Genomic DNA, 15,979 nt, shown 5'->3' on the forward strand with positions numbered 1-15,979 from the left:
AAAAAACATATCATTATTATGAAGAAATTTGTACTTAGCGCGGCTTTGCTTTTTTCTGCCCTGGCGGGGAATGCTGAAGGCATTTCATCCCCTTCGGGCATGGTGAAGCTGGATTTTGAACTGACAAAAGACGGGAGACCAGCCTATCAGGTGGATTATAAAGGGGCTCCTGTCATCAATCCCAGTACGTTGGGATTGGAACTGAAAGGAGCTACCAGCCTGATGGATGGTTTCAAAGTAGTAAGGACTTCTACTTCCACTTTCGATGAAACCTGGCAACCGGTGTGGGGGGAAACAAAAGATATCCGCAACCACTACAACGAATTGCTGGTAGAACTTGAACAACCGTCTACCACTCGTTTTATGAATATCCGTTTTCGGGTATATGATGACGGCGTGGGATTCCGTTATGAGTTTCCGCAACAGAAGAATCTGGTTTATTTTGTGATAAAGGAAGAGCATTCCCGGTTTGCCATGACCGGCGACCATACTGCCTGGTGGATTCCGGGAGATTATGATACCCAGGAATATGATTACACGGAGTCCAAACTCTCTGAAATCCGTGGACTGCTGCAGGGAGCTGTGAGTGACAATGCGTCACAAACTGTCTTTTCGCCGACGGGTGTCCAGACTTCCATACAGCTTAAAACAGCTGATGGAGTGTACCTTAACCTGCACGAGGCAGCCTTGGTAGACTACTCTTGCATGCATCTCAACCTGGATGACAAGAACCTCGTTTTTGAATCCTGGCTGACTCCGGATGCCCAAGGAAATAAAGGGTATATGCAGTCTCCCTGCCATACTCCCTGGCGTACGGTCATAGTCAGTGATGATGCCCGCGAGATACTGGCCTCCAATTTGATTCTCAATCTGAATGAGCCTTGCAAGTATGATGATACCTCCTGGATTAAGCCGGTGAAATATGTCGGCGTATGGTGGGAAATGATTGCAGGGGGAAAGCCCTGGGCATATACTTTTGACCTCCCTTCTGTGAAACTGGATGATACGGACTATTCCAAGGTGAAACCGAACGGCATTCATCCGGCCAACACGGCTAATGTGAAGAAGTACATAGACTTTGCTGCCGAACACGGTTTTGACCAGGTATTGGTGGAGGGTTGGAATACGGGTTGGGAAGACTGGTTCGGTAATTCCAAGGATTATGTTTTCGATTTCGTGACTCCTTATCCCGATTTTGACATCAAGTATCTGAATGAATATGCTCATTCCAAGGGTGTCCGTCTGATGATGCACCATGAAACATCGGCTTCCGTCCGTAACTATGAGCGGCACATGGAAGCTGCCTACCGTCTGATGAATAAATATGGATATAATTCGGTAAAGAGTGGCTACGTAGGCAATATGATTCCCCGTGGCGAGCATCACTATGGACAATGGATGAACAACCATTACCTATACGCCGTGACCGAAGCTGCCAAACACAAGATAATGGTCAATGCCCATGAAGCGGTACGTCCGACTGGTTTATGCCGTACCTATCCCAATCTGATAGGCAATGAATCTGCCCGAGGCACGGAGTACGAGGCTTTTGCTGGTAACAAGCCCTTCCACACAACGGTACTTCCGTTTACCCGTTTGCAGGGTGGTCCGATGGACTATACGCCCGGTATCTTTGAAATGGACATCAATAAGTTGAATCCGAACAGCCATACGCATGCCAATACTACCTTGACGCGTCAGCTGGCACTTTATGTCACTATGTACAGCCCTCTACAAATGGCTGCCGACCTTCCTGAGAATTATGAGCGTTTCATGGATGCTTTCCAGTTCATCAAAGATGTGGCTGTGGATTGGGACGACAGCTGCTATCTGGAAGCTGAGCCGGGACGTTACATCACTGTTGCCCGTAAGGCAAAAGGTACGAATGACTGGTTTATCGGTTGTACCAGCAGTGAGCACGGACATGCTTCAACTCTGAAACTGGACTTCCTGGATGCAGACAAGCAGTATATTGCAACCGTCTATGCCGATGCAAAAGATGCCGATTATAAAACAAATCCGCAAGCTTATGTTATCCGTAAAGGTATCGTTTCTCCCAAAACGGTCTTGAAACTGAAAGCTGCTTCCGGTGGTGGCTATGCCATCAGCATCATGGAGGTGAAAGATAAATCTGTATTGAAGGGACTGAAGAGGCTTTCCGGGAATATCTGATTTACGGGCATAAAAAAAGGAGTACCGCTGTACTCCAACCTTTGTTAACCTTAAATCTAATACTATGAAAAACACATTGCAAAGATACGTACTTTTGATAAATCTGCAAATTATCCAACTAAAAAAGTATGTTTTATAACACTTATTAGCCGTTTATTCCTTTGCTTCTATTTTTGTTAACAAAAAGGATGCGAATGTGTCAAAAGCACATGAAGACTTTTATAATGTTATAATATTAGGCGCGGATTACGCGGAATAATGCGGATTCAATAAACTAAATCCGTGAAATCTGCGTCATCCGCGCCTAAAATAAAGCGTTAAAGAAGGTTTTGACACATTCCCCTTACCCTTTTACTTCTTGATACATAAATCTTTTAATGCTCTTCTTTGCCGTTTTCTCGAACTCCTCGAAGTGTATCTTGACTTTTGTTATCTGGCAGTAGGCCGGTAATTGCAGATTCAATTCATTCCGATTGTCCTCCATAACCTTTTCGATGTCCGATTGTTCCATACCATGGGCGAATGCATCGTCAAAATCCGGATAGATAAGAGCCACGAGCTTATCGTTCTGCAATACGATAAGTGATTCGGACACATAGGGCATGTTGTTCAGTTTGCTTTCAATCTCCTCGGGGTAGATGTTCTGGCCACTGGCTGTGAGCAACATGTTCTTACTGCGTCCGCGGACAGTGACATATCCTTCGGTATCCATCGTTGCAAGGTCACCGGTGTGCAGCCAGCCGTTTACATCGATGATTTGGGAAGTCGCTTCGGCATTTTTGTAATAGCCCAGCATCAGATTGGCACCTTTACAGATTATTTCTCCTGCCACGTTCTGAGGGTCGGGAGAGTCTATCTTTACTTCCATGCGGGTGGTTGCCTTGCCACAAGAGGCCAGTTTCAATGTTTCCCAGCGGCTGGAACAAATGATGGGGCCGCATTCCGTCATTCCGTATGCAATGGTATAGGGGAAGCCTATCTGCTTCAGGAAGCGTTCCACTTCGGCATTGAACGGTGCTCCTCCGATGATTATTTCATCGAAATTACTGCCGAATACTTCCATTGCCTTTTTGCGCATGTCAGCCTTGATTTTATCGTTGACAATGGGCATCCGCAATAGCAGCTTGCCTATTTTATTGTCTATCCGGGGCAGGATATCCTTCTTGATAATCTTTTCTACGATAAGCGGTACACACGAAATGATCCGTGGCCTGATTTCGGAGAATGACTGTGCAATAATCTTGGGAGACGGCATACGGGTAAGGAAATACAGATGGGCGCCTGCGGAAAAACCGTATAGAAAATCGTACACCATACCAAATACATGTCCCAGAGGCAGCATGGATACAATATGGTCGCCCGGACGTACGGGGAGCATCTCATGGCAATATGCAACATTGGACCAAAGGCTGCGATAGGGGAGCATGACCCCTTTGGAATATCCCGTGGTGCCCGAAGTATAGTTGATGACAGCCAGTTCTTCGGGTGATTCCTCCTTGCGGTAGCTGATATGCTCGGGGCGGAAATTCTTGGGGAAACGTGTGCCATAGAGGACGTTGCGATGTTCGAAAGCCTCCATCAGCTGCTCGTTGCGGCAAACTACCGGAGTGAAGTCCGTCAGCAGTACGATACCCATCAGCAGGGGCATTGCCTCTTCATTGAGGTTTTCCCATGCCCGGTCGCCGACAAACAGCAGCTTGGCTTCGGAATGGTTGACGATGTTGTGGATATTGTCGGCCTTGAACTCATGCAGAATGGGAACAATGACAGCTCCATAGGTAACCGTCGCCAGAAAAGCGACTGCCCAATGTGCACTGTTACGTCCGCAAACGGCAATCTTGTCACCGGGCCTGATGCCGGCGCTTTCCAATACGATATGGAATTTGGCTATTTTCCGTGCTACATCTTTGTATTGCAGTGTAATTCCTTTGTAGTCTGTCAGGGCGTTGCGATCCCAGTTTTTAATAATGCTTTGTTCTATATAATCGATGAACCCTTGTTCTTGTTCCATTCAGCTGTTGCACACTTTAGTTAAAACTGCGCAAAGATAGGTCTTATAGTGATGCAAAGCAAATAGTTTCCACTTTTTTCTTACCCTGGAACGGATAGAAACTTATCTGTAATTCTTATTCCTTGCTATTTTCCGAAATAAGAAGCAGCTTGTCACCGGCATGAAGTTTTAATGTTCCGTTCGGAATGAGGTACTCATCGCCACGTTTTACAATCATCACCAGTGTGCCTTTGGGCAGGTTCATGTCTTTCAGGGTGTCTGCCTGCTCCAGCATTTCTTGTGTAATGGTCATGTCGTGCAAGTTGGAGTCAATCTCTTCGGGCAGTTCAACTCCGAAATCATTTCCGGTCTTTTCCAGCGGGGTGGAGAGGCCAAGCAGCCGGGCTACCCAGGAGACTGTGGTACCCTGGATGACCAGTGAGACGATGGTTATGAAAAATACGATGTTGAAGATGACATGGGCGCCGGGCACATTAGCCACCACGGGATAGGTGGCAAAGATAATGGGTACTGCGCCACGTAATCCTACCCACGATACGAATAGCCGTGACTTGAGGGTGATTCTCTTGCCAAAAGGCAGCAGGCAGAGAAAAACGCTGAGAGGACGTCCCACGACAATCATGAATACGCCGATGAGCAATGCCACGACTGCAACTTCCAGCATCTCATGGGGGTTGACAAGCAGACCGAGGCAGAGGAACATGATGATTTGGAAAAGCCAGGTCAGTCCGTCCATAAAAGTATAAATCTCTTTCCGGTGCATGATTTTGTTATTGCCTACCATCATTCCGGCGATATACACGGCCAGGTAACCGTTGCCTTTCAGCAGGTCGGTGATGGAGAAGGTGAAGAATACAAAGGACAGCAACAGGATAGGATAGAGTGCCTGGTTGTCTATATTCAGCCGGTTCAGCATAAGGATGGCCAGCTTTCCGAGGAAATAACCGGTTGCGGCACCGACAATGAACTGTATGGCAAAAGAGCCCAATATCTGGGGAACTCCCATTCCGGAGGACTGGATGAATTGAATCAGCACGATTGTCAGCATATATGCCATCGGGTCGTTACTACCGCTTTCCAGTTCCAGCATGGGGCGCAGATTATGCTTCAGGTTCATTTTTTGTGAACGCAGAATGGCGAATACAGAGGCTGAGTCGGTAGATGACATGGTGGATGCAAGCAAAAGGGAGGTTATCAACGGCAGGTGGATGTTGGTCCAGCTCATGCCGGACAGCCACCAGATAAATAATCCGGTAAAGAGGGCCGTGAGCAGCACTCCTGCAGTTGACAAAACAATGCCGGGAGTCAATATGGGCTTTATCTCCGTAAACTTGGTGTCCATGCCACCGGAGAACAGAATGATGCTGAGTGCAACCATGCCGATGAACTGTGCTTCCTTGGCGTTGTGGAACTGCAATCCCAATCCGTCACTGCCGAACAGCATACCGACGACAAGGAAAAGCAATAACGCAGGCACTCCGAAACGGTAGCCGGTCTTGCCGACAATGATGCTGACGAAAAGTAATATGGAACCTATAAGTAGTATGTTTCCTGCTGTAAATATCATAAATTCTATGCTATATAGTTTGAAATGTGATGTTTCTTATGTCTAATAGTACAAAGATATGCAATGTGTTTAACAAATACAAATCTAAAATAGTTCAATTGAATTTTAAAATAAAGGTGGTTTCTTTACCAGGCAATAAGGATAAATTTCCGCCGGAAAGCCTCATTATTTGCCGGGAAATACTCAATCCAATACCGCTTCCACCCTCTTTGGTCGTAAAGAAGGGGATAAATATGTGTTCGGCAATGTCATTGGGAATGGCAGGTCCGTTGTTGGAAATTTCTATCAGTATGGCTTCCGCTTCGTTGCAGTAGGCACGTATGTTGATATGTCCTTCTTTATCTGTATTTTTATCCGATTCGATGGCTTGTATGGCATTTTTCAGTAGGTTGATGACCACTTGTGATACCAGGTTTTCATCGGCATATAGAATAAGGTCGCTTGGCGCGATGTCCGTATGAAAGGTGACCCGGACATCGGGGTGCTGGTGACGGGCGAGTTCGACCATCCGCTCGATAAAGCTTTTTACGTAGAACAAGGATGGTTCGGGGGTGGGAATACGGGTGAATTTCCGGTATGATTCCACAAAAGAGAGCAGGCCCTTGCCCGTACTGCTGATAGTCTGCAGGCCGTTTCTGATTTCTTCTTTGGAGGCTTGTGCCTCGGTCAGTCCCAGCAGTGTATCGCTCAGGGAGGTTATGGGAGTGACGGCGTTCATTATTTCGTGCGTCAGTACGCGGGTAAGCCTAATCCAGGAATCTATTTCCTTTTCATCCAGCTCGTTGTTGATGTCGTTCAAGGCGAGGATGCGCAGATGCTCTTTACGGACTGTGATGTCGCTGACGCGGACAGACATGTTTACAGTGCCTCGTTCGTTGTTGAAAGGCATTTGCAGTTTGTCTCCCGGGCGGCAATTGGCAAGAAGGGACGAAAGACGCGGGTCTACGCGGTTCAGCTGACTGACGTGGGTAAAGACATTGAGGCCCAGCAAACGGAGGGCTTCGCTGTTTTTCTGATATACGGCACCATTGTCGTTCAGGACAAGGATACCGGTATTCACGCAGTCCAGGATGAGTTCGTAGTACTTTTCTTGCTGGGCTGTTTCACTTTTCACATTATAAAGTATATGGGCAACCCGGTTCAATGCACGGTTCACGAGGCGTGCGTCGGCAGTGTTTTCCGTTTCGGAGAAGTGGATGGCATTGTCGTTGTTTTCGATGGCGTCGAGCATGAAAAGCACCTTCCGCACATGATGGCGGTATAGCTTCTGCTGCCAGTACAGGGCTATGGGAAGCAGCGCAGTACAGAGCGCGCCCCAAAATACGTCCACAGTCCACATCACCCCTGCAAGGAGCGCTACTGCCAGACTGACGGCAACGCGGAATGAATAATTAAAGGCCATACTTCTTCATTTTGTTGTACAACGTCTGGCGGGTGATACCCAGCTGTGCGGCGACGGCAGAGAGATTTCCGCTACATTTGTCGAGCGTCTTCCGTATCATCTGCATTTCCATTTCTTCGAGCGTGGATGCGGCTGCTTCGGGAGTGCCGGTTCGCCGTGCCAGCTGGAACAGTTCTGCGGGAAGGGTTTCGTTGTCACAGATAATAATGGCTTTTTCGATGGCATGTTCCAGTTCGCGGATATTGCCGTACCAGGGGTGGAGCGTAAGTTTCTCGCAAGCGCCGTCCGTCAGGCGGACGGGGGGCTTGTCATATTGCTTGCAGAAGCGGGCGATGAAAAGTTCTGCAAGGGGGATGATGTCTTCGGGCCGCTCGCGCAACGAGGGTATCTCAAGATGTATCGTGTTGATGCGGTATAGCAGGTCCTCGCGGAATTCGCCTTTTGCCACCATCTCGGGCAGATTGCGGTTTGTAGCGCAAATCAGCCGTATGTCTACGGGAATGGGAGTGTTGCTGCCTACACGGACAATGCTGCGTCGTTGGATGGCGGTCAGCAGTTTGGCTTGCAGATGGTAGGGGAGATTGCCTATTTCATCGAGAAAGAGGGTGCTGCGGCTGGCTGCTTCGAACTTGCCGGCACGGTCGGCATGGGCATCGGTGAAAGAGCCTTTCATGTGGCCGAACAGTTCGCTCTCGAAAAGGCTTTCGGTGACTGCACCCATATCCACACTTACCATCTCCTGCCGGTTGCGCGGTGAAAGGGAGTGAATTTCGCGTGCCAGCATCTCTTTACCGGTACCGTTCTCGCCCGTAATAAGGATATTGGCATCGGTAGAGGCCACTTTTTCCACCAAAAGGCGGAGCTGCTGCATGGCGGGGCTGTTTCCCCAATACATGTTGCGGGTATCTGCAAACAGGTGGCTGCTTTCTGCCGTACGTCCGGCATTTGGGCCGTTGGCCGGAGATTTTGTTTCAGAAGCTGATACGGCATTCAGTAAGGTTTCCACCAGTTTCTGGTTGTTCCAGGGTTTCACGACGAAGTCTGTGGCTCCTTCCTTGATTCCCCGTACGGCAAGGTCAATGTCGGCATAGGCGGTAAACAGCACTACGGGCAGGGTGGGACATTGCTTCTTTATTTTATGGAGCCAGTATAGTCCCTCGTTGCCGGTGTTGATGCCCGAGGTGAAGTTCATGTCAAGAAGAACCACTTGCCATGACCTTTCCCGCAATACGCTGGGCAGGGTTACGGGAGAGGGAAGTGTGATTATCCCTTCAAAATATGGCTTCAACAAAAGCTGCAAGGCGGTAAGTACGCCTCGGTTATCATCGACAATCAGGATGTTTCCATTTTTTTTTGCCATAAACTATTTCTGTTTTCTGCAGGCAAAGTTAATGATTTATCTGCATTATATTCGGTAAATCTCTCAGTTTTCAAAGTATTAAGATTCTCCTTCTCATTTAGCAAATCCTTATGCCGCTTTATTTTATATTTTTGCTTGCTAAGAATTAATCGTCCGACAGCTGTTGAATTATCGTCCGATAACTGTTGGACGATAATTCAACAGCTGTCGGACGATAATATAACGATTGTGGGACGAATAGATTTAAGTAAAACAGAAATTAGTTTGTAGCAACTTCAGTAAGAGCTCATGGCGGTACTGAAAAAATTTATAGCAGTTGCAGTTTGATGCCAAATGACAAGCTCAGATAATCCTTGGGTTTCAGATACTTGTTGGTGAAGGCGCTGACTACATATAGGTCACATGTACTTATTTCATAGAAGAAAGTGATTTCTTTGGCCGTGAACCGTCGTTGCGGGTCGATGTCGTAAGTGATGCGCTGTCCTAAGAATGCATGGATGCGTACCTTAGAGGAGAAACCATAATATCCTTTAGGGTAGCGTTCCGGTTCATTGACCCAGAATTCATCGCCGAATACCGTGTTCAGATACATGCCGCAAGCCAGCGGTTCTACAGAAAAACGGCTCTGCTTGATTTGCAGGCTCCAGGGAAGGTAGTTCTGCTTGACGGTGAATGTCAGCTTGGTACGTTTGGAGTCATATTTGGGCAATACTCCGAAGAATACGTCTGTTTCCCATTGGTTTCTTCTGCCGTAATCCCATCCGGTACCGAATGACAGCAACCCCATATTGCCGGCAAACTGAATTTTGGTGTGCGTCGGAATCAAGGCCTCCCAATGCCTGCGGTAGCGGTGTACGCGGCGGTCATAACGGTTCTCTCTGGTCTGGCTTTCAATGACGGCATCCGGTTGCAGGTCCATCCATACGGTATCGTGTTCTATGATGAAGATGGTATCTCTCTCTTGTGAAAAAGCAGAAAAAGAGCATACCGACAAGAAGACGACGGCGCATGCCAGGTGATTAATAATATGCCACTTCGCGTTCATATCCGTCGGGGGTTATGGTGAATATATAGTAATTGCGGTTCTTCATGCAGTCGCTCATGTAATACATTATCCCATCTTCAAAGAGGTCTTTCTCGAAGCGATGGTGTTCGTGTGCGGATGTACAGAACTGCAGTCCGGGAAATTCCTTGATGTAACGCTGGAATACGTGTGCCACATTATTGTTGAACTCGTTGCAGAACGGGCGTATATGCATGGACACAACGGTTTTATCGAATTCCTCTTCATGGTCGCGTATCTGTGCGGCAAGAAACTCGAAGTCGGGAATGGGGCGGGAGTAGTCGAATTCGATGGCGTTGGTATTCAGGCAGACAAACTTTACCCGTCCTGCAATGAAGGAGAAATTGGGGTCTCCGAATATTGCACGATAAGTCTCTTCGCCCGTGCCCAGGCAGTCGTGATTGCCGAGAAGTACCACATAGGGTATCTTGAGTTTGTTCATAATGTCCCGTTGCCAAAGGAACTCGTCTGTTACACCGAAGTCACTGACGTCTCCGCCATGAATGACGAAATCTATGTCGTCCCGCTTGTTGAGGTGGCTTACAAAGTCGTCGGTCTCGTCATACCAGCGCTGGGAATCACCCATTGTTACGAACCGGATTGTTGTCTTGTTCTGGCAGTTCTGCTCTATTTGGGCAATGTTGTGGGCATTGACATCGGTTTCACCGCTGATGTGTACATCGTAAGGGTGATAATCTATCATGTCGCAGCCGGCTATAAGCAGGCATAGGAATGAAGGATATAAGAGTTTGGGGAATTTCATGTGCAGGTGCTTCATTTTACGTTTATACTCTATCTTTAGAAAACTGTGGGCAAAGGTAAAGTTTTCATTCTTATGATTCTTTTCTAATTTCCCTTTTTTTTGTTCTATGAGGCTGAACAGAGATTCGGCCTCTGTCTAATTTTTAGACACTCCCGTCTAAAAATTAGACACCTTTGTCTTCTTCTGAAATACGATATGCGCTGATAATCAGGTTTGTGTATTCTTTGGCACGCTTTCTGCAATATGAAAAGCAAGAAAATAAATCTAATAAACGATAAACGGAATGAAACAAATCTATTATGTAATTCAGACTTTACTGCGGGGACGCGGTTCGAATATCATCAAGGTCATTTCTTTGGGATTGGGATTGACGATGAGTATTCTGCTTTTCTCCCGCGTGGCATATGAACAGAGTTTTGACACTTGCTTCAAGGATTATGATAACTTGTATCAGGTATGGTCGATATTCTCGGTGAAAGGAGAGAAGTTTGAGCCTCAGGAGTGGAATTGCGGTCCCGTGGCAGGAGCTATTTTGGAGAATTTCCCCAAAGAGGTGGAGTCGGCAGTAAGTTTGAGCACGTCTATGGTATCTGCTCCTCTTTACAATGGAAGCGTGCGTCTTGATGACAGGAAGATTGCAGCCGATTCGCTGTTCTTTCGTACTATGGGCATCGACGTCCTGAACGGGAATCCCGAAAAGGACTTGGTGCAGAAGGATATTATTTTCTTGAGTGAACGCTTTGCAAGGAAAGTGTTCGGTGAGGAGAATCCTATAGGGAAAACGCTTAATTATGACCATCAGTTTGACCTGACGGTGAAGGGAATCTATGCCAATTTGCCTGAGAACGCCACAATCAATCCGGAAGCGGTTATCTCGATGCCTACCTTGTGGAGCCGCAACTGGAATAACTACTCGTGGAGCGGGGGAGACAGTTGGGTAGAGTTTATCCGTTTCCGTCCCGGTGCCGACAAATCTGTTGTCAATGCGCGTATTGATGCCATGATAGACAAATATCGCCCGGCAGAAGATAAGAAAGAGTACGGTTACACGGCTTTTGTGCAGCCCATCCGTGATACATACCGCAATTATGATGATGTGCAGCGGATGCGTGTCATCATGAGCATTCTTGGTTTTGCCATTCTTTTCATTGCGGCGTTGAACTATGTGCTGATTTCCATTTCCTCTTTGAGCTACCGCGCCAAGTCGGTAGGCGTACATAAATGCAGCGGTGCGAGCGGTGGCACGGTTTTCAGCATGTTTTTGCTGGAAACGGGTATCATCATTGCGGCAGCATTGCTGCTGATGGCGTTGATAATGCTCAACTTCCGCGATTTTGTGGAAGACACGGTCGTTGTAAAGCTCTCCACCTTGTTGGCTCCGGAGCGTATCTGGGTACCGTTGTCGGTAGTGCTTCTGCTGTTTATAGTGGGAGGCGTGTTGCCGGGCCGGCTCTTTGCGCGTATTCCCGTATCGCAGGTGTTCCGCCGCTATACCGAGGGGAAAAAGGGCTGGAAGCGTCCGTTGCTGTTTGTGCAGTTTGCAGGCGTGGCATTCATCAGTGGATTGATGTGTGTGGTGATGTCGCAATATCAGTATGTACTGAAAAAGGATATGGGGTATAATCCCAAGCAGATAGCCATAGGTAATGCCTACTGGGATAATGAAGCGACGCGTGACGCGGCTTATCAGTTCTTCAAGGGATTGCCCTACGTGGAAGCGGTGTCCAGCGCCAACAGCACACCCATTAGCGGATATAGCGGTTCGATGATTCATAGTGAGAGCGGGCAGGCACTTTTCTCTTGCCGTTCTTCTTATTTCATGCGCGAGGATTTTCCTGCTTTGATGGGCATGACTATGAAGACGGGACGTATGGCGCGCGATAAAGAGGAAGTCGTGGTGAACGAGACCTTTGCCGAGATGATGCGTTGGGGAGACGACGTCGTAGGCCGTACGGTATATACCGAAGGGAATACATTCAAGGTCGTAGGGCAGTTGAAGGATTTCCAGATAGAGAGTTTCAGAACCGAGAAGATGCCTTTCATAGCCCGTGGGAACAAGAATTTTTATGGAACGGTACATGTTCGTTTGAAAGAACCCTTTACCGAAAATCTGCAGAAGTTGAACCACGATGTAGCCGAGGCTTTCCATGACCAGACCATTGACTTTACCGGTTATGAGAAAAGGATAGAGAACAGCTATAATTCTGTCCGTGTATTCCGCAATGCCACTTTGATGGCGGCAGTGACCATGTTCTTCATTATGCTGATGGGGCTGATTGGGTATACCACCGACGAGGTGCGCCGCCGCAGTAAGGAGATTGCCATCCGTAAAGTGAACGGGGCAGAGGCTTCCGGTATCTTGGAAATGCTGTCGAGGGATATACTTGTGGTGGCGGCTCCGGCAGTTGTCATCGGTACGGTATTGGCATGGTATGTCAACGGAATGTGGATGGAACAGTTTGCGGAGCGTATTCACATCAGTTGGGCAGTATACGTACTGGTAGTGATGGCCAATTTGGTGATTATCGTAGCCTGCGTACTTTGGAAGTCCTGGCGGATAGCGAACGAGAATCCGGTGAATAGTATTAAGAGCGAATAAAACAATATTAAAACATTAAATATCATGATTGAGATTAACAACATCAGCAAAGTATTCCGTACTTCGGAAGTAGAGACGGTAGCATTGAATCACGTAAACCTCGATGTAAAGGAGGGAGAGTTTGTAGCCATTATGGGGCCGTCCGGTTGCGGCAAATCCACCTTGCTGAATATTCTGGGACTGCTGGACAATCCTACTGAGGGCAGTTACAAGCTACTCGGCCAGGAAGTGGCGGACTTGAAAGAAAAGGAACGTACACGCGTACGTAAGGGGAAACTGGGATTCGTGTTCCAGAGCTTCAACCTGATAGACGAACTGAACGTCTACGAGAATGTGGAACTTCCCCTTACGTACCTCGGCGTGAAGGCAAGTGAGCGCAAACGCATGGTAGAGGATATTCTGAAGCGGATGAACATCAGCCACCGTGCCAAACACTTCCCGCAACAGCTTTCCGGCGGTCAGCAGCAGCGTGTGGCGATAGCCCGTGCGGTCGTAACCAATCCCAAGCTGATACTCGCCGATGAGCCTACCGGTAACTTGGACTCCAAGAACGGAGCTGAGGTGATGAATCTGTTGACAGAACTGAATAAAGAGGGTACTACGATTATTATGGTGACCCACAGCCAGCACGACGCCTCGTTTGCACACCGCACGATACATCTTTTCGACGGTAGTGTGGTGGCAAGTGTGGCAGCGCAGGATTTGTAACAGACTTTTAAAACAACTTCCATGAGACAACTATATTACACTCTTCAGACACTGATACGAGGAAAAGGCTCCAACCTCATCAAGATTATTTCCTTGGGACTGGGGTTGGCAGTCAGTATCCTCATTTTTTCCCGTCAGGCATTCGAGCTCAATTATGATACCTGCTACAAGGACCATGAACGTTTGTGTCTTGTCAAAACAGTATGGTATTACAACAACGAGTATCATCCTTCGCATATAACTCTTGGACCGGTGGCTGGTACCATTGCCGAAAACCTGCCTGACGAGGTGGAGAGTGTTACCGTCACCCAGCAATGGTGGAGCAATTCGGCTTGGTTTGCCAATGAACGCCGTTTCCAGACCAATGCCATGACGGCCGATTCTTGTTTCTTTGCCACTATGGGCATTGATGTTGTCAGTGGAGACCCTCGCGAGCTGAATAATCCGGAGGTGGTCTTCATCAGCAGGGAGCTGGCCGGCAGCATGTTTGCCGATAAGAATCCCATCGGGCAGACGGTGGTCTATAACAAACAGATGTCAATGACCGTGAAGGGCATTTTTGAAGATTTCCCCGAAAACTCCAGTTTCTATGGAAGTGGTGTCGTGATGTCTCTGGCTACCTCCTTCAAGCATCATTGGGGATACTGGGGGTGGGGAGGTGGAGACAGCTATATGTCCTTTGTCCGTCTGCGCCCGGGGGTGCAATTGGACGATGTGAACACCCGAATAGAGAAACTTGCCGAGCAGGTGCGCAAGAGCGATGATGTGTTTATCAGTCTGGTTCCGATAAAGGACTACCGTATGGAATTTGGTATCAGTACCATGCGTATGGTATGGATTCTGTTGACGCTGGGAACCGCCATACTTTTTATTGTGGCGATGAATTATGTGCTTATTTCCATCTCAGCCATGAACCGTCGTGCCAAAGCTATAGGCGTACATAAATGTAGTGGGGCAAATACGGGAACTATTTTCGGTATGTTCTTATGGGAGACCGGAGTCATCATGCTTTCTTCCTTGCTGCTTGTAGCGCTGCTTCTATTTAATTTCCGTGAGCCGTTGGAGGACATGCTCGACGTTAGTCTTGCCGGTCTTTTCTCTTGGGAAAACATTTGGGCACCGCTTTCAGTGATAGTCATTTTGTTTATGATAGGCGGCATGTTGCCCGGGCAGCTTTTTGCCCGCATTCCGGTGACGCAGGTTTTCCGCCGGTACACCGAAGGCAAGAAAGGCTGGAAACGTCCGCTCTTGTTTGTGCAGTTTGCCGGTACCTCCTTTATTTTCGGTTTGTTGGGGCTGGTGCTTATGCAGAGCCATTACATCACCAATAAAGAACGTGGATTCGATTACCACCGGGTGGCTTATGCTTCGGGTGTATCCTTTGACTCGGATGCGGAAAGCGATGCAAATCGTAGTGTGATGCTTTCTTTGCCTTATGTGGAAGATGGAGCTTGTAGCGGTAATCTTCTTACAGACGGATTGAGTGGAGAAGGGGTTACGACTGATAACGGGCAGTGGATGAGCATGCGTTGGGTGGAATTTGGCAAGGACTATGCCCCGTTTATGAAGTTGGAATTTGCGGAAGGCAAGAATATGGATGCCCCTGGGCAGATATTGGTCAATGAAACATTTTTGAAAATGATGCATTGGGAAGATAAACCGATAGGCAGGCAAGTGCGCAACGGCGATCGCATAGCGGGCAATATTGTAGGTGTACTGAAAGACTTTGCCACATCCAATGCCGCTTATGTGGCGGTGCAACCTATGTATGCAACTTATCTTGACCGATTTTCCGGAAACATCCAATTACGTCTGAAAGAGCCTTTTGACGATAACCTCAAGCGTTTGAATGAAGACATGGAAAAGCTGTTTCCTACCCGTGACATTGTATTTTCCTCGTTTCACAAGGTCATTGACGACCAGAACAGTACCGTCACGGATTTCCGTAATGCAGCTTTACTGGCTGCCATAACCATCCTTTTTGTTACGTTAATGGGGTTGATTGGCTACATCAATGACGAGATACAACGCCGCAGCAAGGAAATTGCCATCCGCAAGGTGAATGGTGCGGAAGCGTCATCCATTCTCCGGCTTTTCTCGAAGGATATATTCTGGATATCCTTGCCGGCCGTTTTTCTTGGAGGGCTGGGAGCCTGGTATATAGGCGGTGTCTGGATAGAGCAGTTTGTGGAGGGAGTGGATTTTGGTATCTGCGGATTCTTGCTTATTGCATGCATTGTACTATTGTTCATCATCGGTTGTGTAGTATTCAAGGCATGGCGGATTGCCAATGAGAATCCGGTAGACAGTATCAAGAGTGAATAAACTTTAATT

Annotated in this window: 10 protein-coding genes; 4 read left to right on the forward strand and 6 right to left on the reverse strand. The window is 47.7% G+C overall.

Annotation, left to right across the window (positions count from 1 at the left end):
* Positions 1–18 precede the first annotated feature (18 nt).
* Entirely contained in the window at positions 19–2,172 is a 2,154-nt protein-coding gene (locus tag CSD97_RS09540) for a glycoside hydrolase family 97 protein (protein WP_098032330.1), read from the forward strand.
* 343 nt (positions 2,173–2,515) lie between these two features.
* Here the strand turns inward: CSD97_RS09540 and CSD97_RS09545 are convergent, their stop codons facing one another.
* The 6 genes from CSD97_RS09545 to CSD97_RS09570 all read right to left on the reverse strand — a co-directional run bounded on the left by CSD97_RS09545 (position 2,516) and on the right by CSD97_RS09570 (position 10,338).
* Positions 2,516–4,183: a long-chain fatty acid--CoA ligase gene (locus CSD97_RS09545; protein WP_005837229.1), complete on the reverse strand. Its 1,668-nt coding sequence runs from the start codon at positions 4,181–4,183 to the stop codon at positions 2,516–2,518.
* 115 nt (positions 4,184–4,298) lie between these two features.
* Positions 4,299–5,750 carry a potassium/proton antiporter gene (locus CSD97_RS09550; protein ID WP_005827676.1) on the reverse strand — a complete coding sequence of 484 codons (1,452 nt, stop codon included), beginning with the start codon at positions 5,748–5,750 and terminating at the stop codon, positions 4,299–4,301.
* Between the two features lie 94 nt (positions 5,751–5,844).
* Positions 5,845–7,152 (reverse strand): ATP-binding protein, encoded by a 1,308-nt coding sequence (locus tag CSD97_RS09555; RefSeq protein WP_035448591.1) that lies wholly within the window; start codon positions 7,150–7,152, stop codon positions 5,845–5,847.
* Positions 7,142–8,512 carry a sigma-54 dependent transcriptional regulator gene (locus tag CSD97_RS09560; RefSeq protein ID WP_057097888.1) on the reverse strand — a complete coding sequence of 457 codons (1,371 nt, stop codon included), beginning with the start codon at positions 8,510–8,512 and terminating at the stop codon, positions 7,142–7,144. Before CSD97_RS09560 ends, CSD97_RS09555 begins: the two co-directional genes overlap by 11 nt.
* Positions 8,513–8,819: 307 nt before the next feature.
* Positions 8,820–9,557, reverse strand: coding sequence for a hypothetical protein (locus tag CSD97_RS09565; protein ID WP_005827685.1), 738 nt, complete (start codon positions 9,555–9,557; stop codon positions 8,820–8,822).
* Entirely contained in the window at positions 9,532–10,338 is an 807-nt protein-coding gene (locus CSD97_RS09570; protein WP_008664467.1) for a metallophosphoesterase, read from the reverse strand. The genes CSD97_RS09565 and CSD97_RS09570 overlap by 26 nt, the downstream gene beginning before the upstream one ends.
* A 283-nt stretch (positions 10,339–10,621) precedes the next feature.
* Here CSD97_RS09570 and CSD97_RS09575 point away from each other — a divergent pair, with 283 nt between their 5' ends.
* Genes CSD97_RS09575 through CSD97_RS09585 form a run of 3 tightly spaced genes read left to right on the forward strand, consistent with a single transcriptional unit; the run spans position 10,622 to position 15,970 of the window.
* Positions 10,622–12,937, forward strand: coding sequence for an FtsX-like permease family protein (locus CSD97_RS09575; protein WP_035448587.1), 2,316 nt, complete (start codon positions 10,622–10,624; stop codon positions 12,935–12,937).
* 24 nt (positions 12,938–12,961) lie between these two features.
* The gene (locus CSD97_RS09580) at positions 12,962–13,645 is read left to right on the forward strand and encodes an ABC transporter ATP-binding protein (protein ID WP_057097889.1); all 684 of its coding nucleotides are present in this window, start codon (positions 12,962–12,964) and stop codon (positions 13,643–13,645) included.
* Between the two features lie 21 nt (positions 13,646–13,666).
* A complete protein-coding gene (locus tag CSD97_RS09585) occupies positions 13,667–15,970 on the forward strand; it encodes an ABC transporter permease (protein ID WP_098032331.1) in 2,304 nt (767 codons plus the stop codon).
* Positions 15,971–15,979 lie beyond the last annotated feature (9 nt).

This window comes from Bacteroides sp. AR29 (assembly GCF_900217715.1).
GTDB lineage: Bacteria > Bacteroidota > Bacteroidia > Bacteroidales > Bacteroidaceae > Bacteroides > Bacteroides uniformis.

Excerpts from the sequence above, each read along its gene's own strand:
- CSD97_RS09545 (WP_005837229.1), bottom strand. The coding sequence starts at position 4,183 with ATGGAACAAGAACAAGGGTTCATCGATTATATAGAACAAAGCATTATT.
- CSD97_RS09540 (WP_098032330.1), top strand. The coding sequence starts at position 19 with ATGAAGAAATTTGTACTTAGCGCGGCTTTGCTTTTTTCTGCCCTGGCG.
- CSD97_RS09550 (WP_005827676.1), bottom strand. The coding sequence starts at position 5,750 with ATGATATTTACAGCAGGAAACATACTACTTATAGGTTCCATATTACTT.
- CSD97_RS09555 (WP_035448591.1), bottom strand. The coding sequence starts at position 7,152 with ATGGCCTTTAATTATTCATTCCGCGTTGCCGTCAGTCTGGCAGTAGCG.
- CSD97_RS09585 (WP_098032331.1), top strand. The coding sequence starts at position 13,667 with ATGAGACAACTATATTACACTCTTCAGACACTGATACGAGGAAAAGGC.
- CSD97_RS09560 (WP_057097888.1), bottom strand. The coding sequence starts at position 8,512 with ATGGCAAAAAAAAATGGAAACATCCTGATTGTCGATGATAACCGAGGC.
- CSD97_RS09570 (WP_008664467.1), bottom strand. The coding sequence starts at position 10,338 with ATGAAATTCCCCAAACTCTTATATCCTTCATTCCTATGCCTGCTTATA.
- CSD97_RS09580 (WP_057097889.1), top strand. The coding sequence starts at position 12,962 with ATGATTGAGATTAACAACATCAGCAAAGTATTCCGTACTTCGGAAGTA.
- CSD97_RS09575 (WP_035448587.1), top strand. The coding sequence starts at position 10,622 with ATGAAACAAATCTATTATGTAATTCAGACTTTACTGCGGGGACGCGGT.
- CSD97_RS09565 (WP_005827685.1), bottom strand. The coding sequence starts at position 9,557 with ATGAACGCGAAGTGGCATATTATTAATCACCTGGCATGCGCCGTCGTC.